Origin of the sequence: Tolypothrix campylonemoides VB511288_2 (genome assembly GCF_045999855.1) — a bacterium.
In the GTDB taxonomy this organism is placed as follows: Bacteria; Cyanobacteriota; Cyanobacteriia; order Cyanobacteriales; family Nostocaceae; genus Scytonema; species Scytonema bouteillei_A.
This window is the reverse complement of sequence record NZ_JBFPMW010000003.1, coordinates 452,583-475,945: the sequence shown is the minus strand read 5'-3', so window position 1 is coordinate 475,945 and position 23,363 is coordinate 452,583. Positions and strand designations below refer to the sequence as shown.

Sequence of the window (23,363 nt, the reverse complement as noted above, 5' to 3'; positions counted from 1 at the left end):
AACTCATATGGCATTTGATTCAATCCAGCCTGGAACCTCCACGCCTTTTAAAAAAGCTCCTGTAAACCAATGGTTAACAAAATGGCTAATTGGTTTACTCATTTTAACGACTTTAGGGGGAGGAACCTACCTTGCTTACAATCAATTGGTTGCGGTTCAACGCCAAGAAGCGCGACGCAAATTACAAACCGTTTCTGTCGAGAGAGCCAGTTTACCCATCGCGATCGCCGCTAACGGTACTATTCAACCCAAACAATCAACTAATGTTAGCCCTAAAAGTTCGGGGCGACTCAAGAAATTACTGGTAGAAGAGGGGGATTTTGTTAAAGAAGGGCAAATTTTAGCATACATGGATGACTCCAACTTCCAAGGACAGCTACTGCAAGCTAAGGGGCAACTGACTTCTGCTCAAGCAAACCTTAAAAAAGTCATGGCAGGCAATCGCCCCCAAGAAATTGCCCAAGCACGAGCACGCTTGCGCGAAGCACAAGCGAACTTAAAACGTTTAGAAGCAGGTAATCGTCCGGAAGACATTGCCAAAGCCCAAGCGGAAGTTAGGAAAAATGAAGCGCTGATAGCGCAAGCCCAGTCCCGACTCGATTTGGCACAAGCACGGGTAAAGCGGTTGCAAAGCCCTTTTCAAGAGGGTGCTGTCTCTCGCGACACTTATGATGAAGCTGTGGCAGAAGAGCGCAATGCAAAAGATAATCTAGAGCAAACCAAAGCAAGTTTAGCTGTGGCAAAACAAGACTTTGCCAAGCAAAACAATGGATATCAGGCAGAGGAAGTCGATCAAGCGCGTGCTCAAGTTGAAGAGGCACAACAAGCTCTAGCTCTTTCTCAAGCAGGAAGTCGCCAAGAAGATATCGAGCAAGCTCGCGCTCAAGTGGTTCAAGCACAGGGTACACTTCGAGATGTTCAAACACAAATAGAAGACACGATCGTTCGTGCTCCCTTTAGCGGAATTGTGACTAAAAAGTATGCCGATCCGGGCGACTTTGTGACTCCAACAACTTCGGGAAGTGATGTTTCTTCAGCCACTTCTTCCTCAATTTTATCACTTGCATCTACCTATCAAGTTGTAGCAAATGTAGCTGAAACTGATATCGCCAAGATTCGTGTAGGACAGTCTGTCACCATTAAAGCTGATGCCTTCAAAGGACAAACTTTTAAAGGAAAAGTTGCTCAAACTGCTGCTTTAGCAACTGTAACATCAAACGTCACCAGCATAGAAGTGAGAGCGGATATCCTTCAGAACTCTCAAAAACTTCTTCCGGGAATGAATGTTGATGTGGAGTTCAACGTTGGTAAATTAAATAACGCACTCGTAATACCAACAGTTGCGCTCGTGCGCCAAGACAATGGAACGGGCGTGCTGGTTTTGAGGGAGAATGGCAGACCCAGGTTCACACCCATCGATCCGGGTGTGACTGTCAATAACAAAACTGAAGTTCGTTCGGGATTGCAGGGTGATGAGAAAGTTGTGATTAGTACTCCACGCAGATCTCAGACAGGAAATCCCTCAGTTTTACCTGGATTGGGTTTTGGCGGAGGAATGGGAGGTGGTCGTAGGGGCGGTTTTCGCTAATTCTCAAAACTGGTTTTCTTGATGGAAATAAATACAAAAAGAGGATTAACAGATGAAGAAACAGTTGACTTTTGCAGCTCTATGCATTGCTACAATTGTCTTTCCCACCATAGCCTCTGCTGGAGAGATTTACAATCGCAGAGATTCTTATCCGCAACAATATAATCGCAATATTAGAGTTGAAAATGTAAGATATACCGCAATAAATCGTTCAGAACAAAGAGATATTCAGCGTCAACGAGTAGCTCTTGAAGCTACAAAAAGACGCTTTCTCCGAGATGGGAGACTCACTCGTCAAGAAAGACAACAACTAGAAAGAATGGAACAGCAACTTGCTCGTAGCATACGTAGTGCCCAACGAGACTAGTTATCTACCACATCATCGCTCGAAATCCCTGACTTTTTTTAAGAAGTTGGGGATTTTGTAGTAAGGAACGAGAATAGAAATTATCCGAGTTTGTCTCATTCTTAATACCCATTGCCTTGTTCTTGCACTTAAGAAGAAACTGTGTTGCACACTTCAGTTTCTTCTGTCGTATTGTGAACGGGTCCTTGAACTATAAGAACAGAGCAAGAAGCGTTGTGCAATACATAATTACTGACACTACCAAGGAACAGCTCGCTTAACCCCCTACGACCGCGCCGACCTACTAAAATTAAGTCAGCGTCCCAGCTGCGTGCGACTTCACAAATTGTGCGACCGGGATCGCCTAAATTCTGAGAAATTTCTGCTCGAACACCTATTTTGTTGGCTTTTTGAGCAAATGAAAACAGCATATTTAGCCTCTCTTGCTTGAGATCTTCCCACTGCTGCATGTATTTATTGACAGCTTCTGTATGTAGTGTTGGGTAAACACTACTAGGTTGCAGCAATACAGGGTTGAGATATCCCGTTCCATCAAAGGGAGAGAGAACGTGCAGTAACATAAGATTTCCATTCACTGCTTTTGTCAAAGTCACTGCTTCATCAAAAACATGTTGTCCAATTTCAGATGTATCAATTGCAACTAAAATTTTGTGGAACATAGAGCTATTTAGGGATAAGGGATAAGGGGCAATGGGAATTGGGGATTCATTATGAGTACTTCTTTCTTGTCCTTTTTTCCGTTTGTCCCGCATTTATAGTTTTAAATAAAGAAGTTGAGGATTTTGTGAGGAGGTAAGTAGAGGCGCAAGGCATGGCGTCTCTCAAGTCATTGATGGAATTTGGAAGGTTTTCAATATGTCAGTGTTATTACATAACTCTATCTTGTCTGTACTTAAGTAAGAATTCTCAATTAAGTAATATTTAGAAGTACAAAGTTTTTCGGAAAATTATCGAATTTCTATCCTAATTTTAAGATCGTAACGCCATACTTATATGGAGAGTATTTCAATCAGCAACTAAAAAGTTTCTTAAATTTTAATTAATTTTTAATCATGACAACCTTAAAATCTTGTGTTTCATCTTGTCGGTACTGTCGTTATTACACACCACAAGGGTTGCGTGGGGGTACGTGTGGATTGCTGAATGTATCAGTAAAATCAGAGTGGAAAGCTTGCTCTTTATCTGCTCCATCTTTTGGGTATAGAAATCAACAAGAGGCTGAAAAATTGGTGCTGGTAACTGCAAAAGCTTAATTTAATTGCAATAAAGAATTTATTAAGCTACAATTACGGATTGTCTGTCTAACTTCCTGCTCGGATCAGGTAGAAGACGATATAAAAGCTGGGCAGCTTGTCAACACCCTGTAGCTCAGCTACCTGTACGGCAACTTCAAGGACAATTCCATGACCTACGCAATTATTGAAACTGGCGGCAAACAAATAAAAGTCGAGCCAGGACGCTTTTACGATATTGAATTGCTTTCTGCTCAACCAGATGAAAAAGTCACGATAGACAAGGTTTTGTTGGTGCAGCACAATGGAGAATTGAGCATTGGACAGCCACTTGTGACAGGAGCAAAGGTAGAAGGAACGGTATTGCGACATCTGAGAGGTCGCAAAGTCCTGGTGTATAAAATGAAGCCGAAAAAGAAAACCCGTAAAAAGCGGGGACACCGCCAGGAAATCACCAGATTAATGATTGATTCTATCAGTCTTAATGGTTCAGTGTTGGCTACAGAAGCAACTGCAGCCGATGGATCTCAGGCTCCAGTTAGTGAAGTAGCTAGCGATGCGGGAACTGTTCCACCTTCAGAAGCGCCAGAAACCAGTGCAGAATAATTAGAGGATAGAGTTGCTAGAAAAACATCTGCAACAACTGAAGCGTAAAAAGCTACAGCCCGTGGTTGGCAACTTAGCTCCCAATTAGATAAATACAAGAGAAAGAGACACAAGAGGAAATCATGGCTCATAAGAAAGGAACGGGTAGTACGCGCAACGGTCGTGACTCTAATGCTCAACGACTGGGCGTTAAGCGTTACGGTGGTCAAGCTGTTCGGGCGGGAAATATTCTCGTGCGTCAGCGCGGCACAAAATTTCATCCTGGTAACAACGTTGGTATCGGTAGTGATGATACTCTGTATGCCCTCATTGATGGTGTAGTTACCTTTGAACGTAAAGGCAAAACTCGCAAGAAAGTGAGTGTGTACGCACCAGCTGCTGCAACTGAAGCACCAGCAACAGCTGTCGCTTCATAAGGATTTATGGTCATCTCGCCTATATTTGCCAATCTCACAAAAACTAGGCGGCTAAAATGACAGCCATATAAACATATAAAAAAGCCCGCAAAAGCGGGCTTTTTTTTGCTTTCATCACATTGTTAGCGGAATAAACATTACTTACGGAAGAAGAAAATTAGGGAATGGTGAAGTAGATTACTCAAGATTTATATATCACTCAGTCCCAAAGCAGGCTAAGTGTAGACGCTGTTACCACATATACTTCTCTAGCAAAATTTGACAAGAAAACACTCAAGCCCACAAGTTATGTCAGTACAAGAACACAAGGTTTATCTAGTTGCACCTGTCCAACCGTCTTTACGCATACCGCGAGTCACAGAGTTAACTGTCATTAATCTTTTAGGGGGGATTCCTCGTCCGCTTGGCAATCTACTACGTCGGATAACTTATCGTTTACTATTTGCCAAAATGGGTCGAGGCGTTGATATTCAGACAGGGGTTGAGTTAATTGGAGCTAATTCTATTGAAGTTGGGGATGAGGTAAAAATTCTTTGGCATACACGTTTGGAAATTAAACACGCAAATTGCCTATTACGTATTGGCAACAGAGTTTGTTTAGATCGCGGTGTTGATATTAAAGCATCAAGTTCTGATTGTTTGATTGAGATCGGTGACGATTCTTACTTAGGACCTTATGTGTGTATGGCTGGTCCCGGTCATATCAAAATTGGCAAGGAATGCCTTATAGCATCGCATTCAAGCCTTTATGCCAACAATCATAGGGCATATGGAGTCAGTCGTGAAGGAATTGAAATTCAGGATAATTGCTGGCTGGGTACAGGTGTCAGAGTTTTAGATGGAGTCACTATTGGTAAGGGATGTGTCATTGGTGCAGGAGCCGTTGTTACCAAGAATATTCCTCCCTACTCTGTAGCAGTTGGAGTACCTGCAAAAGTGATTGGAGCTAGTAAGGGGGGTGTTGTTTAAAGCGGCAGTCATTAGCCTATCAATTGTTATTGTTTGCTAACAATTGATAGCTAAATTAATGGGATGCAACCAGCCTGAGACCTAATACACCTGCAATAATCAAGCCAACGCAAGCCATACGACGAAATTCAACGGGTTCTTGAAACAAAATTATACCCAGCAAAACTGTGCCAACAGCTCCTATACCAGTCCAAACAGCATAAGCAGTACCGACTGGTAGTGTACGGAGTGCAACCGACAATAAAGCAAAACTGAGTATCATACAACCAACAGTGACAACACTGGGAAGGGGTTCAGTAAACCCTGCTGTGTATTTCAGCCCAATAGCCCATCCAACTTCTAGCAACCCGGCAATAAAAAGATACACCCATTCCATGAATATGCTCCCCAGAGCGTCGTAATATCTTGTCATCTTTTAGATTGTTATTTTAACTTTTAAAGCAACGTAGATTAATCGAACTGAGGTCGGACTCAGCAAAAATCTTCAACTGACTGGATAATTAAAGTTAGGTGTTTTCTTTACAAAACTTTATGTACTTAACTTGGTTAGACAGTAATTCGTGGTTAGTTGAGATTGGCGGAAAACAAATACTTATCGATCCTTGGCTCGTTGGTTCCCTAACTTTTGGCAATTTGGATTGGTTTTTTAAAGGTTTTCGGACTCAAGAACGTACCATACCAGAAAAAATTGACTTGATTTTGCTGTCTCAAGGTTTGGAAGACCATGCTCACACACCGACACTCAAGCAACTCGATCGCAACATTCCCGTTGTGGCGTCTCCCAATGCAGCCAAAGTAGTCACGCAGTTAAATTACAACCGGGTCACAGCACTCGCTCATGGCGAGACATTTGATTTGGATCGGAGTGTCGCTATTACAGCAACTCCCGGTTCTTCAATCGGTCCAACTTTGGTTGAGAACGGTTACATTCTAAAAGAGTTGGAAACTGGCTTCAGTTTGTATTACGAACCTCACGGGTATCATTCTCCCTCACTCAAGCAAGCTGCTCCCATAGATGTTGTGATTGCACCACAGTTTGACTTGGGTTTACCTTTAGTGGGATCGATTATTAGGGGCAGAAAATACGCTTTAGAAGTCGCTCAATGGTTGCAGCCACAAGTGATGATTCATACAGCGGCTGGTGGTGATGTGGTTTTTGAAGGATTGCTAAACTCTTTGCTTCAAATAACTGGTAGTATTGCGGAGTTTCGGGCGTTGCTTGCAGACAATCATCTTTCAGTACAGGTGATTGAACCAACCCCTGGCGATCGCTTTGAAGTGCAATTACAACAACGGGCTGCGATCGGCAATCGGCGGTGAGTCATCGGTTAGTCCCGTTACTGATAAGGTTCTTCCCATTGTTCTGCTGCTTTGATAGCGATCTGAATGGCATTGTCAATAGCGGTATTTTTTTCTGCTAACACAATGTCTTCCTTCACAGTGCGCTGGGCGACAACACCGCAAACGCAACCTGCTCGAAAACCGTAAACACTTGCCATCTTTAATAAAGTACCGCTCTCCATTTCATAGTTCAGTATATTTAAAGAGCGATACTCTTCCGTAATTCCACGTAAGTACCGCAACAGAGGTCGTTGAACTGACTGCGTTCGCTCTTGTCCCTCATAAAAAGTATCAACTGATGCCGTAATGCCGACATGATACTTAACATTAAGAGTGTTGGCTGCATGAGCTAGGGCTACTGTCACAAAAGGATCTGCGGCAGCAGGATATTCTATAGGTGCAATGTCATTGGCTGCTCCTTGACGGCATAAAGCAGCACTGGTAATCACCGTGCTACCAACGGCGACGTGTTCTCGTATGGAACCACAACTGCCAACCCGTATGATAAGCCGAATACCAACTTGTACTAACTCATGAACAACAATACTCGTAGATGATGCACCCATACCGCTGGTTGCACATAAAAGCGATCGCCCGTTGGGTAAAAGACCCGCATAACTATTCAGTCCGCGATTTTCCGACAAAAGACGCACCGAATGCAAGTAGGAATGGGCAATTAACTTTGCCCGTTCCGGATCGCCAGACAAAAGAGCGATGCTTGGTGGAGTCTCCCCAAAATCATCTCGTCCAAACCCAATGTGATACAACTTGGCGTTCATGATTTCAAATACTTATCACACCAGTTCACCATTTCCCAAAGTACATGACCGACTGCTTCACGAGAGTAATAGCCGTGGTCTTCTAATGGTAATATGACACTGCGAACAGTTGCTCCCAATCCTTTTAATGCTTCATACAATCTTTCTGTTTGGAGAGGATAAGTACCGGGATTGCTATCTTTTTCTCCATGAATAAGTAAAAGTGGGGCTGTGATTTTAGCCGCATGAGTAAAGGGAGACATATTAATGTAAGTTTCTGTTGCTTCCCAAAAATGGCGCTGCTCTTGTTGAAAGCCAAAAGGAGTCAGGGTTCGATTATATGCTCCACTCCTAGCGATACCCATACAAAATAAATCTGTATGTGCTAATAAATTTACCGTAGTAAACGCACCATAAGAATGACCGCTAATACCAATACGATCGGGATCGGCAACACCTCGCTCAACGACACAATCAATAGCTGCTTTTGCCCCTGCAATCAATTGTTCCACGTAAGAATCATTTGGTTCTGCATTATCTTCACCAATAATTGGCATTGTTGGACCTGAGAGAACTGCATAACCTTGAGTTAGCAAAAATAAAACAGACGCATAACTTGGACGGCTGAAGGTATTTTCAGAACTATTAATTTGCCCTGCAAATTCTTTGTCTTTAAATTCTTGTGGATACACCCAAAATAAAATTGGCAGAGTACCATCACGAGTGGCATCATAACCGGGAGGTAAGTAGAGTTTTGCTGAGAGTTGCACGCCATCTGCACGTTGATATTTGACTAACTCACTTTGCAATCCTGCTAACTGAGGTGCGGGGTCTTGGTAATGAGTGAGCGCTTGAGGAATTTGGTCATGAGCCCGATTAAACAAAAAATAATTGGGTGGCTCAGTTTTGGATTGGCGGTGAGAGATTAAAGTGTGCGCTTCATCATCTAGCACATAGGAGATATCTTCAAAATAAGGGTCTTGACATTGCCACAGGCGTTGTGTGTGCCCAGTTTCTAAATCCAGACTATCCAAAAATGGGTGAACACCATTAGGAGATGCTCCACGACCGCTGAGATAAATAGTATTGCTTTGTGGTGCAAAGCGTAAAACTCGGTATCTCTGAAACCTCAAGGTTGTCATTGGCGATCCCGGATCGGTGTACTTATCTTCGTAACTGCGGTCAAATAATAATTGTGGGGGTGAGTCGGGTGTTTGTGGATAAATGCGCCAAATTCGCTCTTTTCGCGTATCGTACCATCTTTCCCACACAAGGGCTACATCTTCTTTGCCCCAAATAATATGGTGAAAGCGATATTCAGATTGCCAAAGTTGTTTTGGCGCATCTGTAAAAGGTGCAACTAATTCATATAAAGTATCTCGTTTGGCAACATCATGAGTAGGATTGCCTTCGTCTAAAGCTTCTACCCAGTGCAATGTCGCGTCAGTATCATTCCGCCAAGATATTTCCCTTCTTCCTGTCCGCACTTCATCAAATTTTGTGGTACGGCGCATAAACAATGGCACATCAGCAACTTCATAAATCAAGTTGCCTGTATTATCTATTACCCGAACAGTTTTTGGAAAAAATGAGGCTGGTAGTTGATACGAAAATGGTCGGTGCAGCTGAGTCAGTAGAAGATATTTGCTATTGGGGGAGGGTACAGCTTCATGAATCAGGCTTTCTGATACTAGTAGGGTACGGTGACCATCTAAAGTCACTTTTTCTAAATTTGCGGTTAAGTAGTATTCAAATAACGCTTCATCATGAGGGTTTTTCAAAAGATTCGTGTAGGTACGACTTGGACTCTTACCGCTAAAGTTTTCTTGAATGATAGGTCCTAAAGGAATGTTTGGTTTGGCTGGTGGTTCTCCTCGATGGCTCGGAATGAATTTGCAAATCAGTGCTTCATCAGACAGCCAACGGTATGGTTCTCCATAAGCAGCATTCAGTGTTGGCTCGGTTAATTTTTGTGCGGTGAGACTATCGACATCGACAACCCAAAGTTCGAGTCCCGTGTCTTGAGTGAGGGTAAAGGCTAGTTTTTGACTGTTGGGTGACCACTTAACATAGCCAATCTGGGGACTGTTGGGTAGGGCTACTGTTCGATCGCCCTCACCTGCACTGACTGCCCTAATCTTTAAATTTTGGTAGAATGACAGGCGGGAAAGTGTGTTAGTTTTGGGATTTAACAGCAACCCTGCTAATGGTATTTCTGGCTCTGCATAGTGAGCGATCGCCTGTAAAGATGGTTTTTCTAACTCTACCATCCACTGACGGTTGGGAGAGAGCAGGATTGTGGGAGGAGATGGAGCATTCAGAATTTGGGCGATCGGTTCTGGAGGAGACTGCCAGATTTGCTCTGTATTTGAGGGGTTATCCATTTTACGTCAATAATGCTGCCTGTAATTTCAAAGTAACAACATTTTACGGGCTTTTCTATATTTAATTGATGATTTTCTCAACACGCAAACATAAAAAGGTAAGCCCGAGAAACCCATAAAACTAAGCTTCTGGGTGACAAGCAATCTTCAATTAAATTGAGTTGCTCTTTTTAGTTAAAATAGAAGTTCTGTAAATTTATTAATTTTTTTAAATTTTTAGAAGAAATCATAGATCCCTATAGGAGCCCTATCACAATCCTATTTGAGGTCCAAACAAGGGGGACAAGGGAGAGGTGATTATTGTAACTCCCACACGGACTGAATCTTTAAGAAAAGTTTAAAAATATCTTTGATATATAAAATTTTTTTTTGATAATTCTTCAAAAAATATGTTATAAGTCTATGATAGGGTCGTATTCCTACAAATTTTTTAGTTGCGGTTTATTTTTAGCTAAATGCTAAAGTTTTTAGAATTTCCTTTAAGCATTTGGTGGCGATGTCAGTGAAACTTATTGTTTTAATCAAAGAATTTTAAACTGTGTTCTCGATGATGACAAAGATGTTACTTTTTCGCACTCAAGTCATAGCTAAATTTATCAATGTCTTTTATAAAAAATATTTTCATTTTGCCAGTTTTGAACACTCAGGAAACCTCTTCTTCAAAAGAATTAAATATTTTCAATCATTATGTTTTTTGTGAAATTAAGAGTTTTACAAATAATATTTATGATTGGATGAGTCAGTATTTGTCATTTCAAACCTGAAGGTCAAAGAACACTCTTTAGACCTGAAGGAACGCTGATTTCTTCTTTTCCAAAAAAGAGTGAATGCTTTCCCATGGGAGAACTTGAAATGAAGATTCTTTTATTAGAAAATAACAAATATAATCATACACTTCTTACCAAAAAATTAAAGAATTATAACTATTAAGTCGAGACGGTAGAAGAGACTCAGAAAGCTCTTGAGTTGGTGAGAGCATTTAATTATGACTTACTATTATTAAATCTAATCTTCTCTCAACTAGATACCATTAGCCTCTGTCGCCAGATTCGCTTAGAAGGCTACCAAATGCCCGTGATAATAATGGCTGTAGACGATTGTGACGAGTTCCGTCTCCAAGGTTTGGTATCAGGTGCAGATGACTATATTGTCAAGCCAATTAAAATGGAAGAGTTGATAGCTCGGGTTCAGATGTTGCTGCGACGAGCCAAATCAGCCTTACCTGTAGTATTAACTTGGGAAAAGTTGCAGTTTGATACCAGTACTAGAGAAGTGTCCTACAAGGGGAAGCGATTGCATCTTACTCCCAAAGAGTATGGTTTACTAGAGCTGTTTCTACACAAGCCGCGCAAGATATTTAGCCGAAGCGACCTACTTAACAGCGTTTGGTTATCTTTTGAGTCACCAGGCGAAGAAGCAGTGACAACCCAAATTAGAGGGCTGCGTCAAAAACTCAAAGCAGCAGGTATGGCTGTAGATTTGATTGAGACAGTGTATGGAGTCGGCTATCGTCTTAAAGAAGAAGATAAGACGATTAACTCAGATTTGTCACAAGTAAAATCTTGAGCATACTCAGAATTTCCTTATGATTGATTGCTTAAATAAATAATCAATTCCTTGGTGAAATAGTCCGTGCATTTAAAATGCTCTAACTAACCAGCGCGACGAAAAAGGACGTGCCGGAATGACTATGAGAAAAAAAATTTTGGACTGTTTGATAGATGATCCCTGCCAGTGGATTTCCGATCTAGAAGCTAAATTCATGATTTGGAATTCAGAAAAAAACATCAATGAAGTTAATCCAAATTTTTGGATTGTACTTCAGCAGTTACGAGATGAGGGTATTGTTACAGTGGAAAGTTACGCTGAGTGGAAGGGGGTAACTCGTATTATAAAAACACAAGTAAGATTAGCCGAGCGAGAACATGGAGAAGCAAAATGAGCTAAGCCCTTGCTCTTGGCTATAATGTCCGGATAGACTTATAACTCTGTATGCAGTTTGCTCCGCTTTTCCCAATCTTTTACAGCATTCTCAAACCAACATTCCCGAATTGCCTTTGGTGCGGGGATGCCAATTCCAAATCGATCGCTCTGACCTTTGACGATGGTCCCCATCCTCAGTACACGCCACAACTGTTGAAAGTTTTGGATCGTTACAGTATCACAGCTAGTTTCTTTTGGCTGGGTGCTTGTGTCAATAGATCGCCTCAAATAGCGCAAGAAATCTTCGCTCGCGGTCACTGGATTGGATTGCATGGCTACGATCATAAAAATTTCCCCATGCTATCACCATCAGAACTCAAGCACAGTTTGGAGAAAACCCAAGCAGCTATTTATGATGCTTGTCGGTTAGAACCCAAACGAGTACGGGATGTCCGTCCTCCAAATGGTTTATTTACACCTGCAACATTAAATTTACTACAGCAGTGGAATTATCGCCCCGTTATGTGGAGTGTTGTTCCAGAAGACTGGGTGCGTCCGGGTATCAATACCGTGACGCAGCGAGTTTTGAAGCAGGTGTGTAATGGCTCGCTGATTGTTTTGCATGATGGTGCTTGTGGTGGACAAGATGTTGCCGAAACAGCAGCAATTTTAATACCCAGATTAATAGAACAAGGTTACCAATTTGTAACTATAGATAAATTGTGGGAATGTAAGACAGGCGTCTCGCCTGTCATTGCTAGTAGTTAGTCGTTAGTACTAGTGACAAATACCCACTCACAACTTTAATAGCAAATAGTACAATTGACCGGGACTGACTGTGACACCAGCACGATCGCCCGCCACTTGACCGGTACCAAGAAAATAATCGACTCTACCTGCGCCTTTGATTGCACCTCCGGTGTCTTGATCGAGAACGTAACGACTTACAATCCGGTGTTCCATGTTTCCGGTAGCCCGATCGACAAATGGAAAAGGTGCTCTAATGAACGCCAAAGCACCGGGGGGCATTAGGGATTTATCCGTTGCTATTGAACGCTCGGCTGTTAGTGCTACACCAATAGAACCTCGTGCGGGTGCTCCGTGGTTCTCTTGAAAAAACACAAAGCTGCGATCGCGAGGAATATAAATATTTAATTCTTGCGGATATTTCCGGAAATAGTCCAAAATAGTTGGCATAGTCATTCCTTCAAGTGGAAGCTTGCCATCTTCTGCTAAAGATTTTCCAATACTTTTATAGTTATAGGCAGTATTACCAGCGTACCCTATAGTTGTTTGCTTTCCATCAGGAAACTGCAGTCGAGCGGAACCCTGTATTTGTGCTAAATATGGTTCTAGGCGATCGCGAAACCAAAACAACTCCAATCCCTGCAATTTTCCTTTTGCGGCTTGCAACCCATCAGCACCTTCTAATTCCAAGCGTGTAGGATGGGGTCTTGACCAAGATTGTAAATCTTGAGGTAAACGATAAACAGGATAGCGGTACTCTGCTGTGGGAACGCGACTGGCTGCATAAACTGGTTCGTAGTAGGCAGTAAATAAAACGGAACCTTTACTGTCACTTCCTACCGATTGGTAAAAAACAAATTCTTTTGCGATCGCAGTGTTAAGTTCTGTAGCTGATTTGGACTTTAGCAGAAGTTCGCGAAACCTTTGTAAACTTTTAATAACACGTTCTCGTGTAATTCCCTCTACTTGATATCTCTGGTAATCCGTAGCAGCATTATTGGAAGACAAATATTGCAGGCTGCGATCGACAGATGTTAACAACGCTTTTTTGTCTGGTAATTGATTGTTTTCGCCCCACAATTGATTATCCAAACAAGAGATATCATCTTTGCAACAGGGAAAAGGCGACTGTTGAATGGGTACAAGTGGCGGTGTAACAGACTTTTGATCTGTGAGATTTTGAAGTTGATTTTGAGAGTTGACGGGTAATTCCCACTTTGCCACCCTACATTCCGGCGGGCTCAGTTGGTTTTGTGCCACTTGTTGCACGGGTACTAATGCAATTAAAGGAGTAACGGGAAAGCCAATGGCTATAGCAGCAAGTGCTTTTCTCTTCCGGAACATAGGGCTGAAACATTCAAGGAGGTGTCAAGTGTGTAGTATTTTAACCACTACCTCCCTCAATTGTCATTAGAGAAATAAATCAATTATAATAATCGCCAAACCTCCCAAAACGTGTAACACAGCAAAGATAAATGTGATGCGCCCCTTTGTTGTTTTAAGATTTAGTTCGAGGTTAGCAACTCTCAGAGTACCACCAATCCAAGCAACTACACCAATTACTGCAATTATCAGCCCAATTAGAGTCGGAGTACTTAGCATCCGATCAAACCCTCCTAATCTGAATAGAGTTGGTTCTAGGATTGTATGATTTTTAGATAAAAAATCATAATCACATTATTCAGAATTATTAATAGCTTCCTTTTCGTCCTAAAATTCCACTCATTTTGTGAGAGACTACCTCGCACACCTACATTAGTTACTGATTTGGATGATACTGGTTGTCTGTTTTTGATTGTTGACTACTTTTTGCTGATACTGATAGACAATAAATCCTCCTAAGAGGCAAGTTTTCAAGAAAGCGAGACTTAATGTCATAATCAGTAACCGTTGTGCTTGAGCAGTTTTCTTTTCTTGTGCTAAACGTCTTTGTTCCTCTGTCAGGCGGGCTTCAACTTCTTTAAGTCGCTCTGCTTCCAATACTTGTTGCATTTCTCGCCGATCTAATTGGTTAGAAGCAGCTAAAAACTGATAATCTAAGTCACTTAAGCTTTTGCCTTGCGACCAAATCTGAGCATCAATTAATGCTTGTCCGCGCAATAGTCTTGAAGAATCTGTTTGCTTTGACGCAATCCAAGCATCGAAAGCTTGAGAATAGGGACGCAAAAATCCAAATTGCTTGTCTACCCAATCTACGTTGAAGACTTCTTGATAAATCCGGTTTTTCACTTGAAGATAACCTTTTTGTCTGACAACCAAACCCGATAGCAGAAGTTCAATTTGCTCGCGACTATCATCTGTTGGTACTTTCAAGCCCTGCAAAATTTGTTGATATATGCCAAGCAATCTTCCTGCACGCTGGGAATTTGCTAGAATGCGATCGCGAATTGTTCGCAAATGTTCTGGATCGTCTTGAGATTCCCATTGAGCGATCAGCCTTTCTCTAACAACCCTTTCTACCCAAAATGCTTCTGTCCCAGGGAAGATAGATACGCCTGTTGTTTTAGAGCCCTGAATAAAAGTAACAACTAGCTGGCACAATTTTTGCGTGAGAAAAGGTTGTCCGCCAGTCCAGTCCAATATTTCTTTCAAAATTGCTTGGGGTTGGTTCACTGGTATGGCGGACAATCCTTTGACTAATGGTTGTGCTTCTTCTAATCGAAATCCGTGAATTTCTATAGCTTTTCCTATATTAAATGGAGTACAGTTCCTATCTTGAATTAAATCTGATGGGGTTGCTACTCCAAAAATTGCAAAAGTAATACGATTGTATTCGGGATCTATAGCCCGTTGATTGTAACAGTAGCGAATTAAGGCAAAAAAATCGTCTACTGAAAAGTCTAGACTGAGAATACTATCAATCTCGTCTATAAAGATAAAAAGTTTTTCATGAGGAAATTCTACCAACAGGACTTCAGATATAAAGCGGCTTAATTTTTGCAGTAGCGAGATTCCTTCTTGCTCGCTCCACCAAGCCTTAAAGTTAATTTTCTTATACAGCTTAAAACCCGAACACAATTCGGCAACGACTCCCTTATACCACTGCAATGGAGTAATGTTTTCACTACCGATATTAGTCATGTCTATCGTAGCGCATTTAAAACCTTGCTCCTGCAAGCGCTGACGAGTTTTTACCATCAGAGAGGATTTGCCCACCTGTCTTGAGTTGAGGACATAACAAAACTCTCCTTCTTTCAAGGCATTGTACAATTCCAAATCTGCTTTTCGTTCGACGTAACTTGGTGCATCAGTAGTGAGGCTACCACCAATTTGGTATTGGTAGAGGGTCATTGTTTTTAACGATATCTGTATTAGATAATACCACTTTAATCAAAAAATGCCAATGTCATTTTCTAACAATAGAAGTTAGAGATCGCTAAGGAAGTAGATATGGGGTTACACGCTAGGATTGCTACAGATAGAATTTCTCAATTAACCTCTAATGAATCAATACATTTCTGACTTTTACCACTTTCAATACTTGTTTTTTCCGACTATTTTCTCTATTAGTTTCCTGATTTTCCTTCTTTTCCTACAATCCAAATCCTTACTAAATTCACTCTCAAAACAGTATAATAATTGAAAAGCAAATGCTTGTGACTACGTAAAGATAATATTATCAATTCACTGTCCGGTCAGTGTCTGTTTTACTAGCCCTTATTTTCAGCTGGTTCTAACCTGGTAGAAATGTGGGAGAAGGCACTAACTGAATTAGTTGCTTGATATCAAGAGGTTGCCATGAATGATGAAAGACAAAAAGCACACTTTCTCTTTTTTTAAGAAAAGGATTCATTCATATTTGGAACCTTAACTCAGTTATTACCCTTTGGAGGTTAAGTATATTACACACAAGCGGAAATAAGGCAACCATATATCAACAGACAAAAAACGTTTTATTGCAAGCTTTTGTGATTTCTACCCTCTGGTGGAGGTGTTTCTGACGATTAGTACTGGGAAGGCAGAATGCGATCGCTAACTGCTAAAATTTACATCTTGTTTCCTTGTAAATTGTTATTCTTACCCATTCCTGGTAAAATTTCTACAATTTAAAAATACTTTAAGGGCTTAAGTATAGACTCTGATACAAGGGGGGATTAGTAACACTTATGTAAATTTTAATTTTTGCCATTAGCTCCAATGGCAACCATTGATAAGAGCACCATAGTTCTTTGTAATTGACAGGATTAATTCAATATGTAATTGAAAACAGTTTCTTAGAGGATGTTGTAAAAGTTGTGGCCGAGGTATGTACAGCTTTAGCTCGTTCTTAACGCTTCTTAAAAAAGAGGACTTTGAGAAAGTTATTCCTCTCTCAGCAATGAGGGTTAGGGGATCTTGATACAAGAGTGGGCTTTACAAACATCCTTTACAATTCAAGGAACTCTTTAATATAGAAAGAGGAGAAATAAGACTGAGTAGACGCGGATGTCAAACAGTGCAAAATTTATAGTAATTAATTAAGTTGTGTAATGAGTTTCTACGTGTATCAAGTAGGTGGTAGTCTGAGAAGTGATGCTCCGAGTTATATGGAGCGACAGGCGGATGAGGAACTCTATAAAGCGCTTAAGAATGGTGAATTTTGCTATGTCCTCAACACTAGGCAAATGGGCAAATCTTCCCTATTAGTGAGAACCAAGCACCGTTTGCAACAACAAGGGTTCCAATGTACAAGTATTGACATGACAAATATTGGCAGTGAAACTGTGACTCCTGCTCAATGGTACAAGGGAATTGTGGGCGAGTTATGGTCTGGTTTTAAGCTTTCAAAAAAACTTAATTTGAAAACCTGGTGGCTAGAACACGAAAGTGTTTCTTTACCCCAAAGACTCAGTAAGTTTATTTCTGATATTCTGCTTGTCCAAATACCAGAAAGATTAGTTGTTTTTATTGATGAGGTGGATAGCATTCTCAGTCTTGATTTTCCAGTAGATGATTTTTTTGCCCTGATTCGTTTTTGCTACAATCAACGAGCTATCGATCCAAAATATCAACGCATTACCTTTGCTTTGTTTGGAGTGGCAACACCTTCAGATTTGATCCAAGATAAAAAGCGCACTCCGTTTAATCTTGGTAGAGCTATAGAACTGCAAGATCTTTCTCTGGAGCAAGTTCAACCTTTAGCAAAGGGATTGCTTGTAGAGGAAATAGCTGGGGAATCTGTACAAGTGCCTGTCATTCTTAAAGAAATTTTAGCTTGGACCGGAGGTCAGCCCTTTCTTACACAAAAATTGTGTCATATAATACAGAATTACATCCAAGATGCTGTTAGTGGTGGTTTAACGATCCCACTTGGTGGAGAGGCTTTTTGGGTAGAAAGTATTGTTAAGTCACGGATCGTTGATAGATGGGAATTTCAAGATGAACCTCAACATTTTAGGACTATTCGCGATCGCCTTTTAGCTGATGAAAAAATAGCAGGACAGCTCTTAAGTATATATCAACAAATACTTGCGGGAGATCGTGTACCAAATGAGGACAGCCGAGAACATATAGAACTACAACTATCAGGTTTAGTTGTCCGCAAACAGGGAAAACTGAAAGTCAAAAACCCTATTTACAAAGCCATTTTTAATCAGGAATGGGTTGGCAAACAACTAGAGAGTATGCGTCCTTATGCACAAAATCTAAAAGCTTGGATTGCTTCATCACAACAAGACAAGTCACAACTTCTGCAAGGTCACGCATTACAAGAAGCACTCGCTTGGTCTGAAGATAAAAAGCTTAGCGATATAGACTATCGTTTTTTAGCTGCCAGTCAAGAACTAGTAAAACAAGAACTAGAAAAATCTCTTGCTTTAGAGAAACGAGCAAGACAAATTGAGCGAGAAAAAGCACAATTTGCACTGCAAGCTGCAAGACAAGCTTATCATATCTTGGCTGATGCACGACAAGTTGCCAGACAGTATGCCCAAAATATAAATTTACGGAAAGCATGGATTGCCAGAATTGCAGGAGGTGTTGCAGGCTCAGTCATTCTGTTGCGTTTGTCAGGTTTGCTACAAGGTATGGAATGGGCAGCACTAGATAATTTTTTCCAAGCGCGTTCTCCTGCGGCAATCGATCCCCGTGTTGTCATAATTGCAATTGATGAGCCAGATATTAAGGCAGTAGGTCAGTATCCAATTTCAGATCTGCGACTCGCTCAAGCACTCCAAACTTTAAAAAGCTATAAGCCCAGAGCTATTGGGCTGGATGTGTATAGAGATTTACCCGTGGAACCAGGTCATCAAGAGTTAGTCAAACTGTATAAAACGACTCCAAATTTAATTGGTATTGAGAAAGTTGTAGGAAGTCAAGTCGATCCACCTCCTGTTTTGTCAAAGTTAGGTCAGGTGGGAATGTCAGATCAGGTGTTGGATGGAGATGGCAAAGTTCGTCGTGCCTTACTTTCAGTTCGCTCTCAAAAAGTAGGATTGCGTTTCAATTTGGGTTTGCGACTGGCATTACTGTATTTAAAAGTTGAAGGAATCACGCCCAAACCGCTTTCCACATTACCACACCACATTCAGTTGGGAAAAACTGTGCTTGTTCCCTTTAGACCCAATTATGGTGGCTACGTCCGCAGTGATGCAGGCGGTTATCAAATCTTACTTAACTTTCATGGAACTGAAAAACAATTCCAAATGTTTTCCTTAACAGATTTGTTGGCAAAGCGCATTCCACAAGACAAAATTTACAATCGGGTTGTGCTAATTGGCTTAACAGCAGAAAGCACGAATGATATGTTTCAAACACCTTACAGCACTCACCTATTCGATCCCCCGTCTAGGATGGCTGGAGTCACATTACACGCAAATATTGCCAGTCAAATTCTAAGCGCCGCTTTAGATGGGCGACCGATGCTAAAAGTTTGGTCTGAACCAATTGAGTGGTTGTGGATTCTTTTATGGTCTGGACTCGGAGCAGCATTGAGTTGGCAGGCTAAAACATTTAAAAATATACTATTTCTTCTTGCGATCGCGAGTGGAGGAATAATAGGAATTAGTTTCCTCGCCTTTTTAAAAGGTTGGTGGATTCCTATCATCCCTCCACTGATTGGAGTCGTCTGTGCAGCCGTTTTCGTACAGATTTGTGTTAGCAAATACTTGGAGAAGATACAACTGCGGGAAACAGTAAAGTTATTAGTTAACCTCGCCAAGGATCAACCAGCCGAAGGACAAATTGCTATTGAGTATCTCAAGCAAGCAGAAAGTAAAGACAATCAAGCTTTTATTGAGAAAATTATTAGAAATTTGTAAAATGGCTTATTGCTAAATGGTCTTCATTTGTTTCGATTGCCATTAGTCCCATCCCTTCGGCATAGTATGCCGTGGCGTAAGCTATAGCCGATGCCCGCAGTACCGATCCCACTGCCTGCTTTCTTCAGTCTCACCATTAGCAATTAGCCATTAGCAATTAGCCATTAACACCTTCCCACCCAATTTTACTACTGTAAATTCTGGCTGCAGATATGCTGCAACATAATAAAGGCTTGAATAGGCTGTTCGTTTTGAGTATACCTCAACCCCTTGCGCGAACCAGCACCAGAAGTATCTTTTGGTTCTCCATCCCCTGGAGGTTCAAAACTCTCTTGAAACAAAATATGCTTTTGCAGATTGTTGTTGCTAAACCCTAATTTTGTTTGAGAAAAAGTAGCAAAACTCAAGCCCAAAAGAATATGCACGAATAAACTCAAGGGCATATATCCTAACAGAAAATATTGTTGCATGATTTGGCAAGGAGGAATGATATGGTTGTCTTCACGTGAAGTCAATGTAAATCTCATGGGGTAGACAAATTTTCCACCCCAATTGGGTGGTTTCTTAATTCCACCCCTAAACCAATATATTGGAGACTAGTTGAACAGTTTGTTTGCTCGATTACTGTATTTATAGTAACCATTTAACAAACTTAAGGTCTTTAGACTCAAGTAATTGAAACTAAAGAGTACTTTGTCATCTTCCTCAAACACGGACAAAGCAGGCAAAATGCCTGGAAACACTTATATTTGTTAACAGACAAATTATTAGGGGGTACTAAGGTAAGCTGCCCCAGCTTACTTTAATGTTTGTCCTTGTTAGAGAAGCTAACTCATAAGGTTACCTGCTCACAATTTATAGCAGAGTTCAGATTTAATAAGCATGAACCCTTAATGAAGAATTTATGAAATCTCATTTTCAAGTTAGATGCAACGGTTTCTTTCCTCCTATTTCCAACGATTTAAACTTTTTCAGGCAAAATTTATAAATTAATATTTCAAAATCTGGAAAAGCTTAGTGTTTCACTATTGCGATCGCATTTTTCTGCTATAGAACGGCTATTTACAGTGAATAACAGATGTACTATAGCAGTCCCATTTGAGCCAAACAAGGAAGATAAGGGAGACAAGGAAGAAGTGTTTGTAACTCACTCAGAACTGCTATCTATAATTTTTTAGGAAATAATTTTTATTCTATGCATAGGAATCATCAATGACTTCTGAAAAATTTTAAGTATTGTAAGTGGGCATCGCCTAGCAAGAAAATAAAACTTACTGAGATTTGATATAATCAAAAGAAAAATATCAAATAAAAACAGGGCTATATTGGGTCAAGCAGAGCCTAAGTCTCTGGCATTCACGGGTTATTTTTTAGCAGTAGTTGCCACTGTCATCTGGGCAGGTAACTTCATAGTTGGTAGAGTTTTTTATATGGATATACTTCCAGTGGCTTTAGCCTTCTGGAGATGGACGATCGCTGTCGTAACCTTGATGCCATTTGCTATGCGGACAACAATCGACCACTGGAAACTGGTTAAAAAACATCTTCCCTACTTGTCCGTATCAGCGTTGTTAGGCGTGACTGCTTTTAACACCTCGATCTATATTGCGGGTTACACAAGCAATGAACCTGGCATTAATTGCTGCTTCTTCCCCCATTTTGATCGTGCTCATGTCTCTTCTCTTTTACGGCGAGCAGATCTCCTTGACACGCGCCACGGGTATGGTGGTTACCGTGAGTGGTGTCGTATTGTTAATTACGGGAGGCTCCTTAGAGAAACTGCTGAGCATTTCCTTCGCAATCGGCTCCCTCAAATGTTCAATCCTTGGCGAAAGACACAAAAGGTGAAGTAACATTACCTAGATGTGTTGATTGGCAAGGCTCAGAATACAGTCAGTGGCAATCTTTTACATTAGGTGACTTTTGTCAAGAAGCTTGTTATCAAATCTAACTTTCAAGGTTTCTGTTAAATGATAGCAACATCAAGATATAATGAGCGCGAAGTATTTTTATTCAAAAAAGCTCAATAAAAATGGAGATTGAAGACTTAGAAGTCAGTGTAGAAGAGTATCTTGCAGGATTAGAAAAAGGAGTAGACGTTTTAGAATTAAAGCGGTTAGTCCTATCGGGAATTCCAGAGAACTTAGCGTTAGAGGTGATGGAAATTGTTAAACGAATCACCAACGGTACCGCAACGCCTGAAGAAGTCGTCAGAGGATTGATGATTTTAACACCGTCACTGAGAGACAAACTAGATAATTAACTTTCGCTACTCGGAACACCGACATTAGCCTTTCCCAAGAGTTTCACCAATCGCAAAAATTAACTCCACAGGATCTACAGGCTTGGTTAAGTGTTTTTGAAAACCAGCTGATAGCGCTTGTTGGTGGTTGGTTTCTCCAGCATAAGCAGTCAACGCGATCGCGGGCAAAAACCTATCTTGTTCTGTAGGTAGATCTCGCAACTTCTGAATGAACGTGTAACCATCCATTTCTGGCATTCCTATATCGCTCAGTAGTAAATCGGGTTGCCATTGTGCGAGGATAGAAAGAGCTTCTCGAGATGAACTTACAGCACGCACCTCCACACCATACTGTTCCAGGGTAAAGGTAATTAACTCCAGATTGTCAGGCTCATCATCCACAACCAGTACCCGCACACCTTCTACAATTGGGAAGTTATGGCGAATGCGATTCTCTTCAGCGCTCGTTTGTACGCTCCTCATGAGGGGAATTGTGACAGTAAACGTTGCGCCCATTCCCTCTCCCAAGCTTTCTGCTTTGACCAAACCACCATGAAGTTCCACCAAATGGCGAGCGATCGCTAGCCCCAGTCCCAACCCCCCAAAGGCTCTTGTCGTTGTGCTGTTTTCTTGACGGAAGTAATCAAACACATAAGGGATAAAATGGGGGCTAATACCTTTGCCTGTATCCCGAATGATAACTTGAGCATTACCATGCTCGCCTTGAAGTCGAACTTCTACGCACCCACCTTCCGGTGTAAACTTCACAGCATTTGAGAGGAGATTCCAAAAAAATCACTCCAATAATATTGGAATCAACCAAACGTCGAAACTTCGCTTCACTTACTTGCAGTTTTCGCAAATTCAGTTGAGTGCGTTTTTGAGATGTGCGTAACGCGCCGGACAAGACACTAATGAAAACACCTTCCCAAACAAATATGAAGACTCGTGTACTGCCAAATAGGGTAAAATCAAGTCGATCGGGTAAACCTATCAAAACATAGTGGGAGCGCGAGAACCCCTGTGTTTTTAACCAGGGGATGAAGCGCGACGCAACAGGTTTTAACCTGTTGTCTTCATTTCCCACGCTGATTTTCAATGTATTTTTTAACTACCTCTGTGCTTACTTGACCTGTTGACGCTACAAAGTAGGTCGGTGTCCACAAAGCAGGTAGTTTTTTTAAAGAAGGAAATTCTTTTCTTAAGTGATGAGATGCGCGACCTTTGACCCATTTAGCGATTTGGGAGGGTGCTTCATCTGTAGGTGCATTGATGAACATATGTACGTGGTCGGGTTGAATTTCTAATGCAATAAGTCTCCAGTTATGTTCTTGCACCAATTCAAAGATAATTTCTTGCAGTCTTCTGGCAATATCAGTGACTAAAACGGGTCTTCTACGTTTGGGGACAAATACAAAATGATAATTGATTGAGGATACGGAATTTTCCGTTCTTCTGTAGTCATGGTCATCCTGAGAAAGTTTTGCCATACTCCTGATTTTAGTTGCTAAAGTATGTAGTATCTAATATAATCAACAACAGAAGGTGAGGA

Annotated in this window: 24 protein-coding genes and 1 pseudogene; 14 read left to right on the top strand and 11 right to left on the bottom strand. The window is 41.1% G+C overall.

Going from position 1 to position 23,363, the window contains the following annotated elements; all coding sequences use genetic code 11:
• The first annotated feature begins 7 nt into the window (after nt 1-7).
• A complete protein-coding gene (locus tag AB0756_RS10875; protein ID WP_038075339.1) occupies nt 8-1,588 on the top strand; it encodes an efflux RND transporter periplasmic adaptor subunit in 1,581 nt (526 codons plus the stop codon).
• 52 nt (nt 1,589-1,640) lie between these two features.
• A complete protein-coding gene (locus tag AB0756_RS10870; RefSeq protein ID WP_038075336.1) occupies nt 1,641-1,955 on the top strand; it encodes a hypothetical protein in 315 nt (104 codons plus the stop codon).
• A 128-nt stretch (nt 1,956-2,083) separates the two neighbouring features.
• Here AB0756_RS10870 and AB0756_RS10865 read toward each other — a convergent pair whose 3' ends face one another.
• Entirely contained in the window at nt 2,084-2,614 is a 531-nt protein-coding gene (locus AB0756_RS10865) for a universal stress protein (protein ID WP_038075357.1), read from the bottom strand.
• Between the two features lie 393 nt (nt 2,615-3,007).
• Between AB0756_RS10865 and AB0756_RS10860 the strand changes: the two genes are divergently transcribed.
• The 4 genes from AB0756_RS10860 (at nt 3,008) to AB0756_RS10845 (ending at nt 5,178) form a co-directional block, all read left to right on the top strand.
• Entirely contained in the window at nt 3,008-3,208 is a 201-nt protein-coding gene (locus tag AB0756_RS10860; RefSeq protein WP_137986399.1) for a hypothetical protein, read from the top strand.
• Between the two features lie 150 nt (nt 3,209-3,358).
• The gene (rplU, locus tag AB0756_RS10855) at nt 3,359-3,793 is read left to right on the top strand and encodes a 50S ribosomal protein L21 (RefSeq protein ID WP_038075333.1); all 435 of its coding nucleotides are present in this window, start codon (nt 3,359-3,361) and stop codon (nt 3,791-3,793) included.
• Nucleotides 3,794-3,915: 122 nt separating this feature from the next.
• On the top strand, nt 3,916-4,209 hold the full coding sequence (gene rpmA / locus AB0756_RS10850; RefSeq protein WP_038075330.1) for a 50S ribosomal protein L27: 294 nt from the start codon (nt 3,916-3,918) through the stop codon (nt 4,207-4,209).
• Nucleotides 4,210-4,497: 288 nt separating this feature from the next.
• Nucleotides 4,498-5,178 carry an acyltransferase gene (locus tag AB0756_RS10845; RefSeq protein ID WP_050046082.1) on the top strand — a complete coding sequence of 227 codons (681 nt, stop codon included), beginning with the start codon at nt 4,498-4,500 and terminating at the stop codon, nt 5,176-5,178.
• 55 nt (nt 5,179-5,233) lie between these two features.
• On the opposite strand, the gene sugE is transcribed toward AB0756_RS10845, so the two are convergent.
• The gene (gene sugE / locus AB0756_RS10840; protein ID WP_272899689.1) at nt 5,234-5,590 is read right to left on the bottom strand and encodes a quaternary ammonium compound efflux SMR transporter SugE; all 357 of its coding nucleotides are present in this window, start codon (nt 5,588-5,590) and stop codon (nt 5,234-5,236) included.
• A 119-nt stretch (nt 5,591-5,709) separates the two neighbouring features.
• Here sugE and AB0756_RS10835 point away from each other — a divergent pair, with 119 nt between their 5' ends.
• Entirely contained in the window at nt 5,710-6,498 is a 789-nt protein-coding gene (locus AB0756_RS10835) for an MBL fold metallo-hydrolase (protein WP_038075325.1), read from the top strand.
• A 17-nt stretch (nt 6,499-6,515) separates the two neighbouring features.
• On the opposite strand, the gene AB0756_RS10830 is transcribed toward AB0756_RS10835, so the two are convergent.
• A complete protein-coding gene (locus AB0756_RS10830) occupies nt 6,516-7,298 on the bottom strand; it encodes a nucleoside phosphorylase (RefSeq protein ID WP_038075322.1) in 783 nt (260 codons plus the stop codon).
• Nucleotides 7,295-9,661, bottom strand: coding sequence for an alpha/beta hydrolase family protein (locus AB0756_RS10825; protein ID WP_038075319.1), 2,367 nt, complete (start codon nt 9,659-9,661; stop codon nt 7,295-7,297). The genes AB0756_RS10830 and AB0756_RS10825 overlap by 4 nt, the downstream gene beginning before the upstream one ends.
• A gap of 942 nt (nt 9,662-10,603) precedes the next feature.
• Between AB0756_RS10825 and AB0756_RS10820 the strand changes: the two are divergent.
• The 4 genes and pseudogenes from AB0756_RS10820 to AB0756_RS10805 form a co-directional block, all read left to right on the top strand.
• Nucleotides 10,604-10,840, top strand: a pseudogene (locus tag AB0756_RS10820) (response regulator transcription factor); the annotation flags it as partial.
• Nucleotides 10,826-11,227, top strand: coding sequence for a winged helix-turn-helix domain-containing protein (locus tag AB0756_RS10815; RefSeq protein ID WP_408019849.1), 402 nt, complete (start codon nt 10,826-10,828; stop codon nt 11,225-11,227). The pseudogene AB0756_RS10820 and the gene AB0756_RS10815, both read left to right, overlap by 15 nt.
• Nucleotides 11,228-11,345: 118 nt before the next feature.
• Entirely contained in the window at nt 11,346-11,603 is a 258-nt protein-coding gene (locus tag AB0756_RS10810; protein WP_137986400.1) for a hypothetical protein, read from the top strand.
• Nucleotides 11,604-11,653: 50 nt separating this feature from the next.
• Nucleotides 11,654-12,352, top strand: coding sequence for a polysaccharide deacetylase family protein (locus AB0756_RS10805; protein WP_038075309.1), 699 nt, complete (start codon nt 11,654-11,656; stop codon nt 12,350-12,352).
• A gap of 27 nt (nt 12,353-12,379) precedes the next feature.
• Here the strand turns inward: AB0756_RS10805 and mltA are convergent, their stop codons facing one another.
• The 3 genes from mltA to AB0756_RS10790 form a co-directional block, all read right to left on the bottom strand.
• Complete coding sequence (gene mltA, locus AB0756_RS10800) at nt 12,380-13,675, bottom strand: murein transglycosylase A (RefSeq protein ID WP_202048574.1); 1,296 nt, start codon at nt 13,673-13,675, stop codon at nt 12,380-12,382.
• Nucleotides 13,676-13,741: 66 nt separating this feature from the next.
• Complete coding sequence (locus tag AB0756_RS10795; RefSeq protein ID WP_038075307.1) at nt 13,742-13,933, bottom strand: hypothetical protein; 192 nt, start codon at nt 13,931-13,933, stop codon at nt 13,742-13,744.
• A 153-nt stretch (nt 13,934-14,086) separates the two neighbouring features.
• Nucleotides 14,087-15,622: an AAA-like domain-containing protein gene (locus AB0756_RS10790; RefSeq protein ID WP_038075304.1), complete on the bottom strand. Its 1,536-nt coding sequence runs from the start codon at nt 15,620-15,622 to the stop codon at nt 14,087-14,089.
• A 1,178-nt stretch (nt 15,623-16,800) separates the two neighbouring features.
• Between AB0756_RS10790 and AB0756_RS10785 the strand changes: the two genes are divergently transcribed.
• Complete coding sequence (locus AB0756_RS10785) at nt 16,801-19,569, top strand: CHASE2 domain-containing protein (protein ID WP_038075301.1); 2,769 nt, start codon at nt 16,801-16,803, stop codon at nt 19,567-19,569.
• Nucleotides 19,570-19,757: 188 nt separating this feature from the next.
• On the opposite strand, the gene AB0756_RS10780 is transcribed toward AB0756_RS10785, so the two are convergent.
• On the bottom strand, nt 19,758-20,096 hold the full coding sequence (locus AB0756_RS10780; RefSeq protein WP_038075298.1) for a hypothetical protein: 339 nt from the start codon (nt 20,094-20,096) through the stop codon (nt 19,758-19,760).
• A 798-nt stretch (nt 20,097-20,894) separates the two neighbouring features.
• Between AB0756_RS10780 and AB0756_RS10775 the strand changes: the two genes are divergently transcribed.
• Entirely contained in the window at nt 20,895-21,422 is a 528-nt protein-coding gene (locus AB0756_RS10775; protein WP_050046084.1) for a DMT family transporter, read from the top strand.
• A 179-nt stretch (nt 21,423-21,601) separates the two neighbouring features.
• Complete coding sequence (locus tag AB0756_RS10770; protein ID WP_038075295.1) at nt 21,602-21,832, top strand: hypothetical protein; 231 nt, start codon at nt 21,602-21,604, stop codon at nt 21,830-21,832.
• Nucleotides 21,833-21,856: 24 nt separating this feature from the next.
• Here AB0756_RS10770 and AB0756_RS10765 read toward each other — a convergent pair whose 3' ends face one another.
• The 3 genes from AB0756_RS10765 to tnpA are packed head-to-tail and all read right to left on the bottom strand — an operon-like array spanning nt 21,857 to nt 23,301.
• Entirely contained in the window at nt 21,857-22,579 is a 723-nt protein-coding gene (locus AB0756_RS10765) for a response regulator (RefSeq protein WP_050046085.1), read from the bottom strand.
• Complete coding sequence (locus AB0756_RS10760; protein ID WP_162002335.1) at nt 22,521-22,898, bottom strand: hypothetical protein; 378 nt, start codon at nt 22,896-22,898, stop codon at nt 22,521-22,523. Before AB0756_RS10760 ends, AB0756_RS10765 begins: the two co-directional genes overlap by 59 nt.
• Nucleotides 22,888-23,301: an IS200/IS605 family transposase gene (gene tnpA / locus AB0756_RS10755; RefSeq protein WP_038075293.1), complete on the bottom strand. Its 414-nt coding sequence runs from the start codon at nt 23,299-23,301 to the stop codon at nt 22,888-22,890. Before tnpA ends, AB0756_RS10760 begins: the two co-directional genes overlap by 11 nt.
• Between the last annotated feature and the right edge of the window lie 62 nt (nt 23,302-23,363).

Coding starts and splice junctions, on each gene's coding strand:
- AB0756_RS10875 (WP_038075339.1), top strand. CDS start 8: ATGGCATTTGATTCAATCCAGCCTGGAACCTCCACGCCTTTTAAAAAA.
- AB0756_RS10870 (WP_038075336.1), top strand. CDS start 1,641: ATGAAGAAACAGTTGACTTTTGCAGCTCTATGCATTGCTACAATTGTC.
- AB0756_RS10865 (WP_038075357.1), bottom strand. CDS start 2,614: ATGTTCCACAAAATTTTAGTTGCAATTGATACATCTGAAATTGGACAA.
- AB0756_RS10860 (WP_137986399.1), top strand. CDS start 3,008: ATGACAACCTTAAAATCTTGTGTTTCATCTTGTCGGTACTGTCGTTAT.
- rplU (WP_038075333.1), top strand. CDS start 3,359: ATGACCTACGCAATTATTGAAACTGGCGGCAAACAAATAAAAGTCGAG.
- rpmA (WP_038075330.1), top strand. CDS start 3,916: ATGGCTCATAAGAAAGGAACGGGTAGTACGCGCAACGGTCGTGACTCT.
- AB0756_RS10845 (WP_050046082.1), top strand. CDS start 4,498: ATGTCAGTACAAGAACACAAGGTTTATCTAGTTGCACCTGTCCAACCG.
- sugE (WP_272899689.1), bottom strand. CDS start 5,590: ATGACAAGATATTACGACGCTCTGGGGAGCATATTCATGGAATGGGTG.
- AB0756_RS10835 (WP_038075325.1), top strand. CDS start 5,710: ATGTACTTAACTTGGTTAGACAGTAATTCGTGGTTAGTTGAGATTGGC.
- AB0756_RS10830 (WP_038075322.1), bottom strand. CDS start 7,298: ATGAACGCCAAGTTGTATCACATTGGGTTTGGACGAGATGATTTTGGG.
- AB0756_RS10825 (WP_038075319.1), bottom strand. CDS start 9,661: ATGGATAACCCCTCAAATACAGAGCAAATCTGGCAGTCTCCTCCAGAA.
- AB0756_RS10815 (WP_408019849.1), top strand. CDS start 10,826: ATGGAAGAGTTGATAGCTCGGGTTCAGATGTTGCTGCGACGAGCCAAA.
- AB0756_RS10810 (WP_137986400.1), top strand. CDS start 11,346: ATGACTATGAGAAAAAAAATTTTGGACTGTTTGATAGATGATCCCTGC.
- AB0756_RS10805 (WP_038075309.1), top strand. CDS start 11,654: ATGCAGTTTGCTCCGCTTTTCCCAATCTTTTACAGCATTCTCAAACCA.
- mltA (WP_202048574.1), bottom strand. CDS start 13,675: ATGTTCCGGAAGAGAAAAGCACTTGCTGCTATAGCCATTGGCTTTCCC.
- AB0756_RS10795 (WP_038075307.1), bottom strand. CDS start 13,933: ATGCTAAGTACTCCGACTCTAATTGGGCTGATAATTGCAGTAATTGGT.
- AB0756_RS10790 (WP_038075304.1), bottom strand. CDS start 15,622: ATGACCCTCTACCAATACCAAATTGGTGGTAGCCTCACTACTGATGCA.
- AB0756_RS10785 (WP_038075301.1), top strand. CDS start 16,801: ATGAGTTTCTACGTGTATCAAGTAGGTGGTAGTCTGAGAAGTGATGCT.
- AB0756_RS10780 (WP_038075298.1), bottom strand. CDS start 20,096: ATGAGATTTACATTGACTTCACGTGAAGACAACCATATCATTCCTCCT.
- AB0756_RS10770 (WP_038075295.1), top strand. CDS start 21,602: ATGGAGATTGAAGACTTAGAAGTCAGTGTAGAAGAGTATCTTGCAGGA.
- tnpA (WP_038075293.1), bottom strand. CDS start 23,301: ATGGCAAAACTTTCTCAGGATGACCATGACTACAGAAGAACGGAAAAT.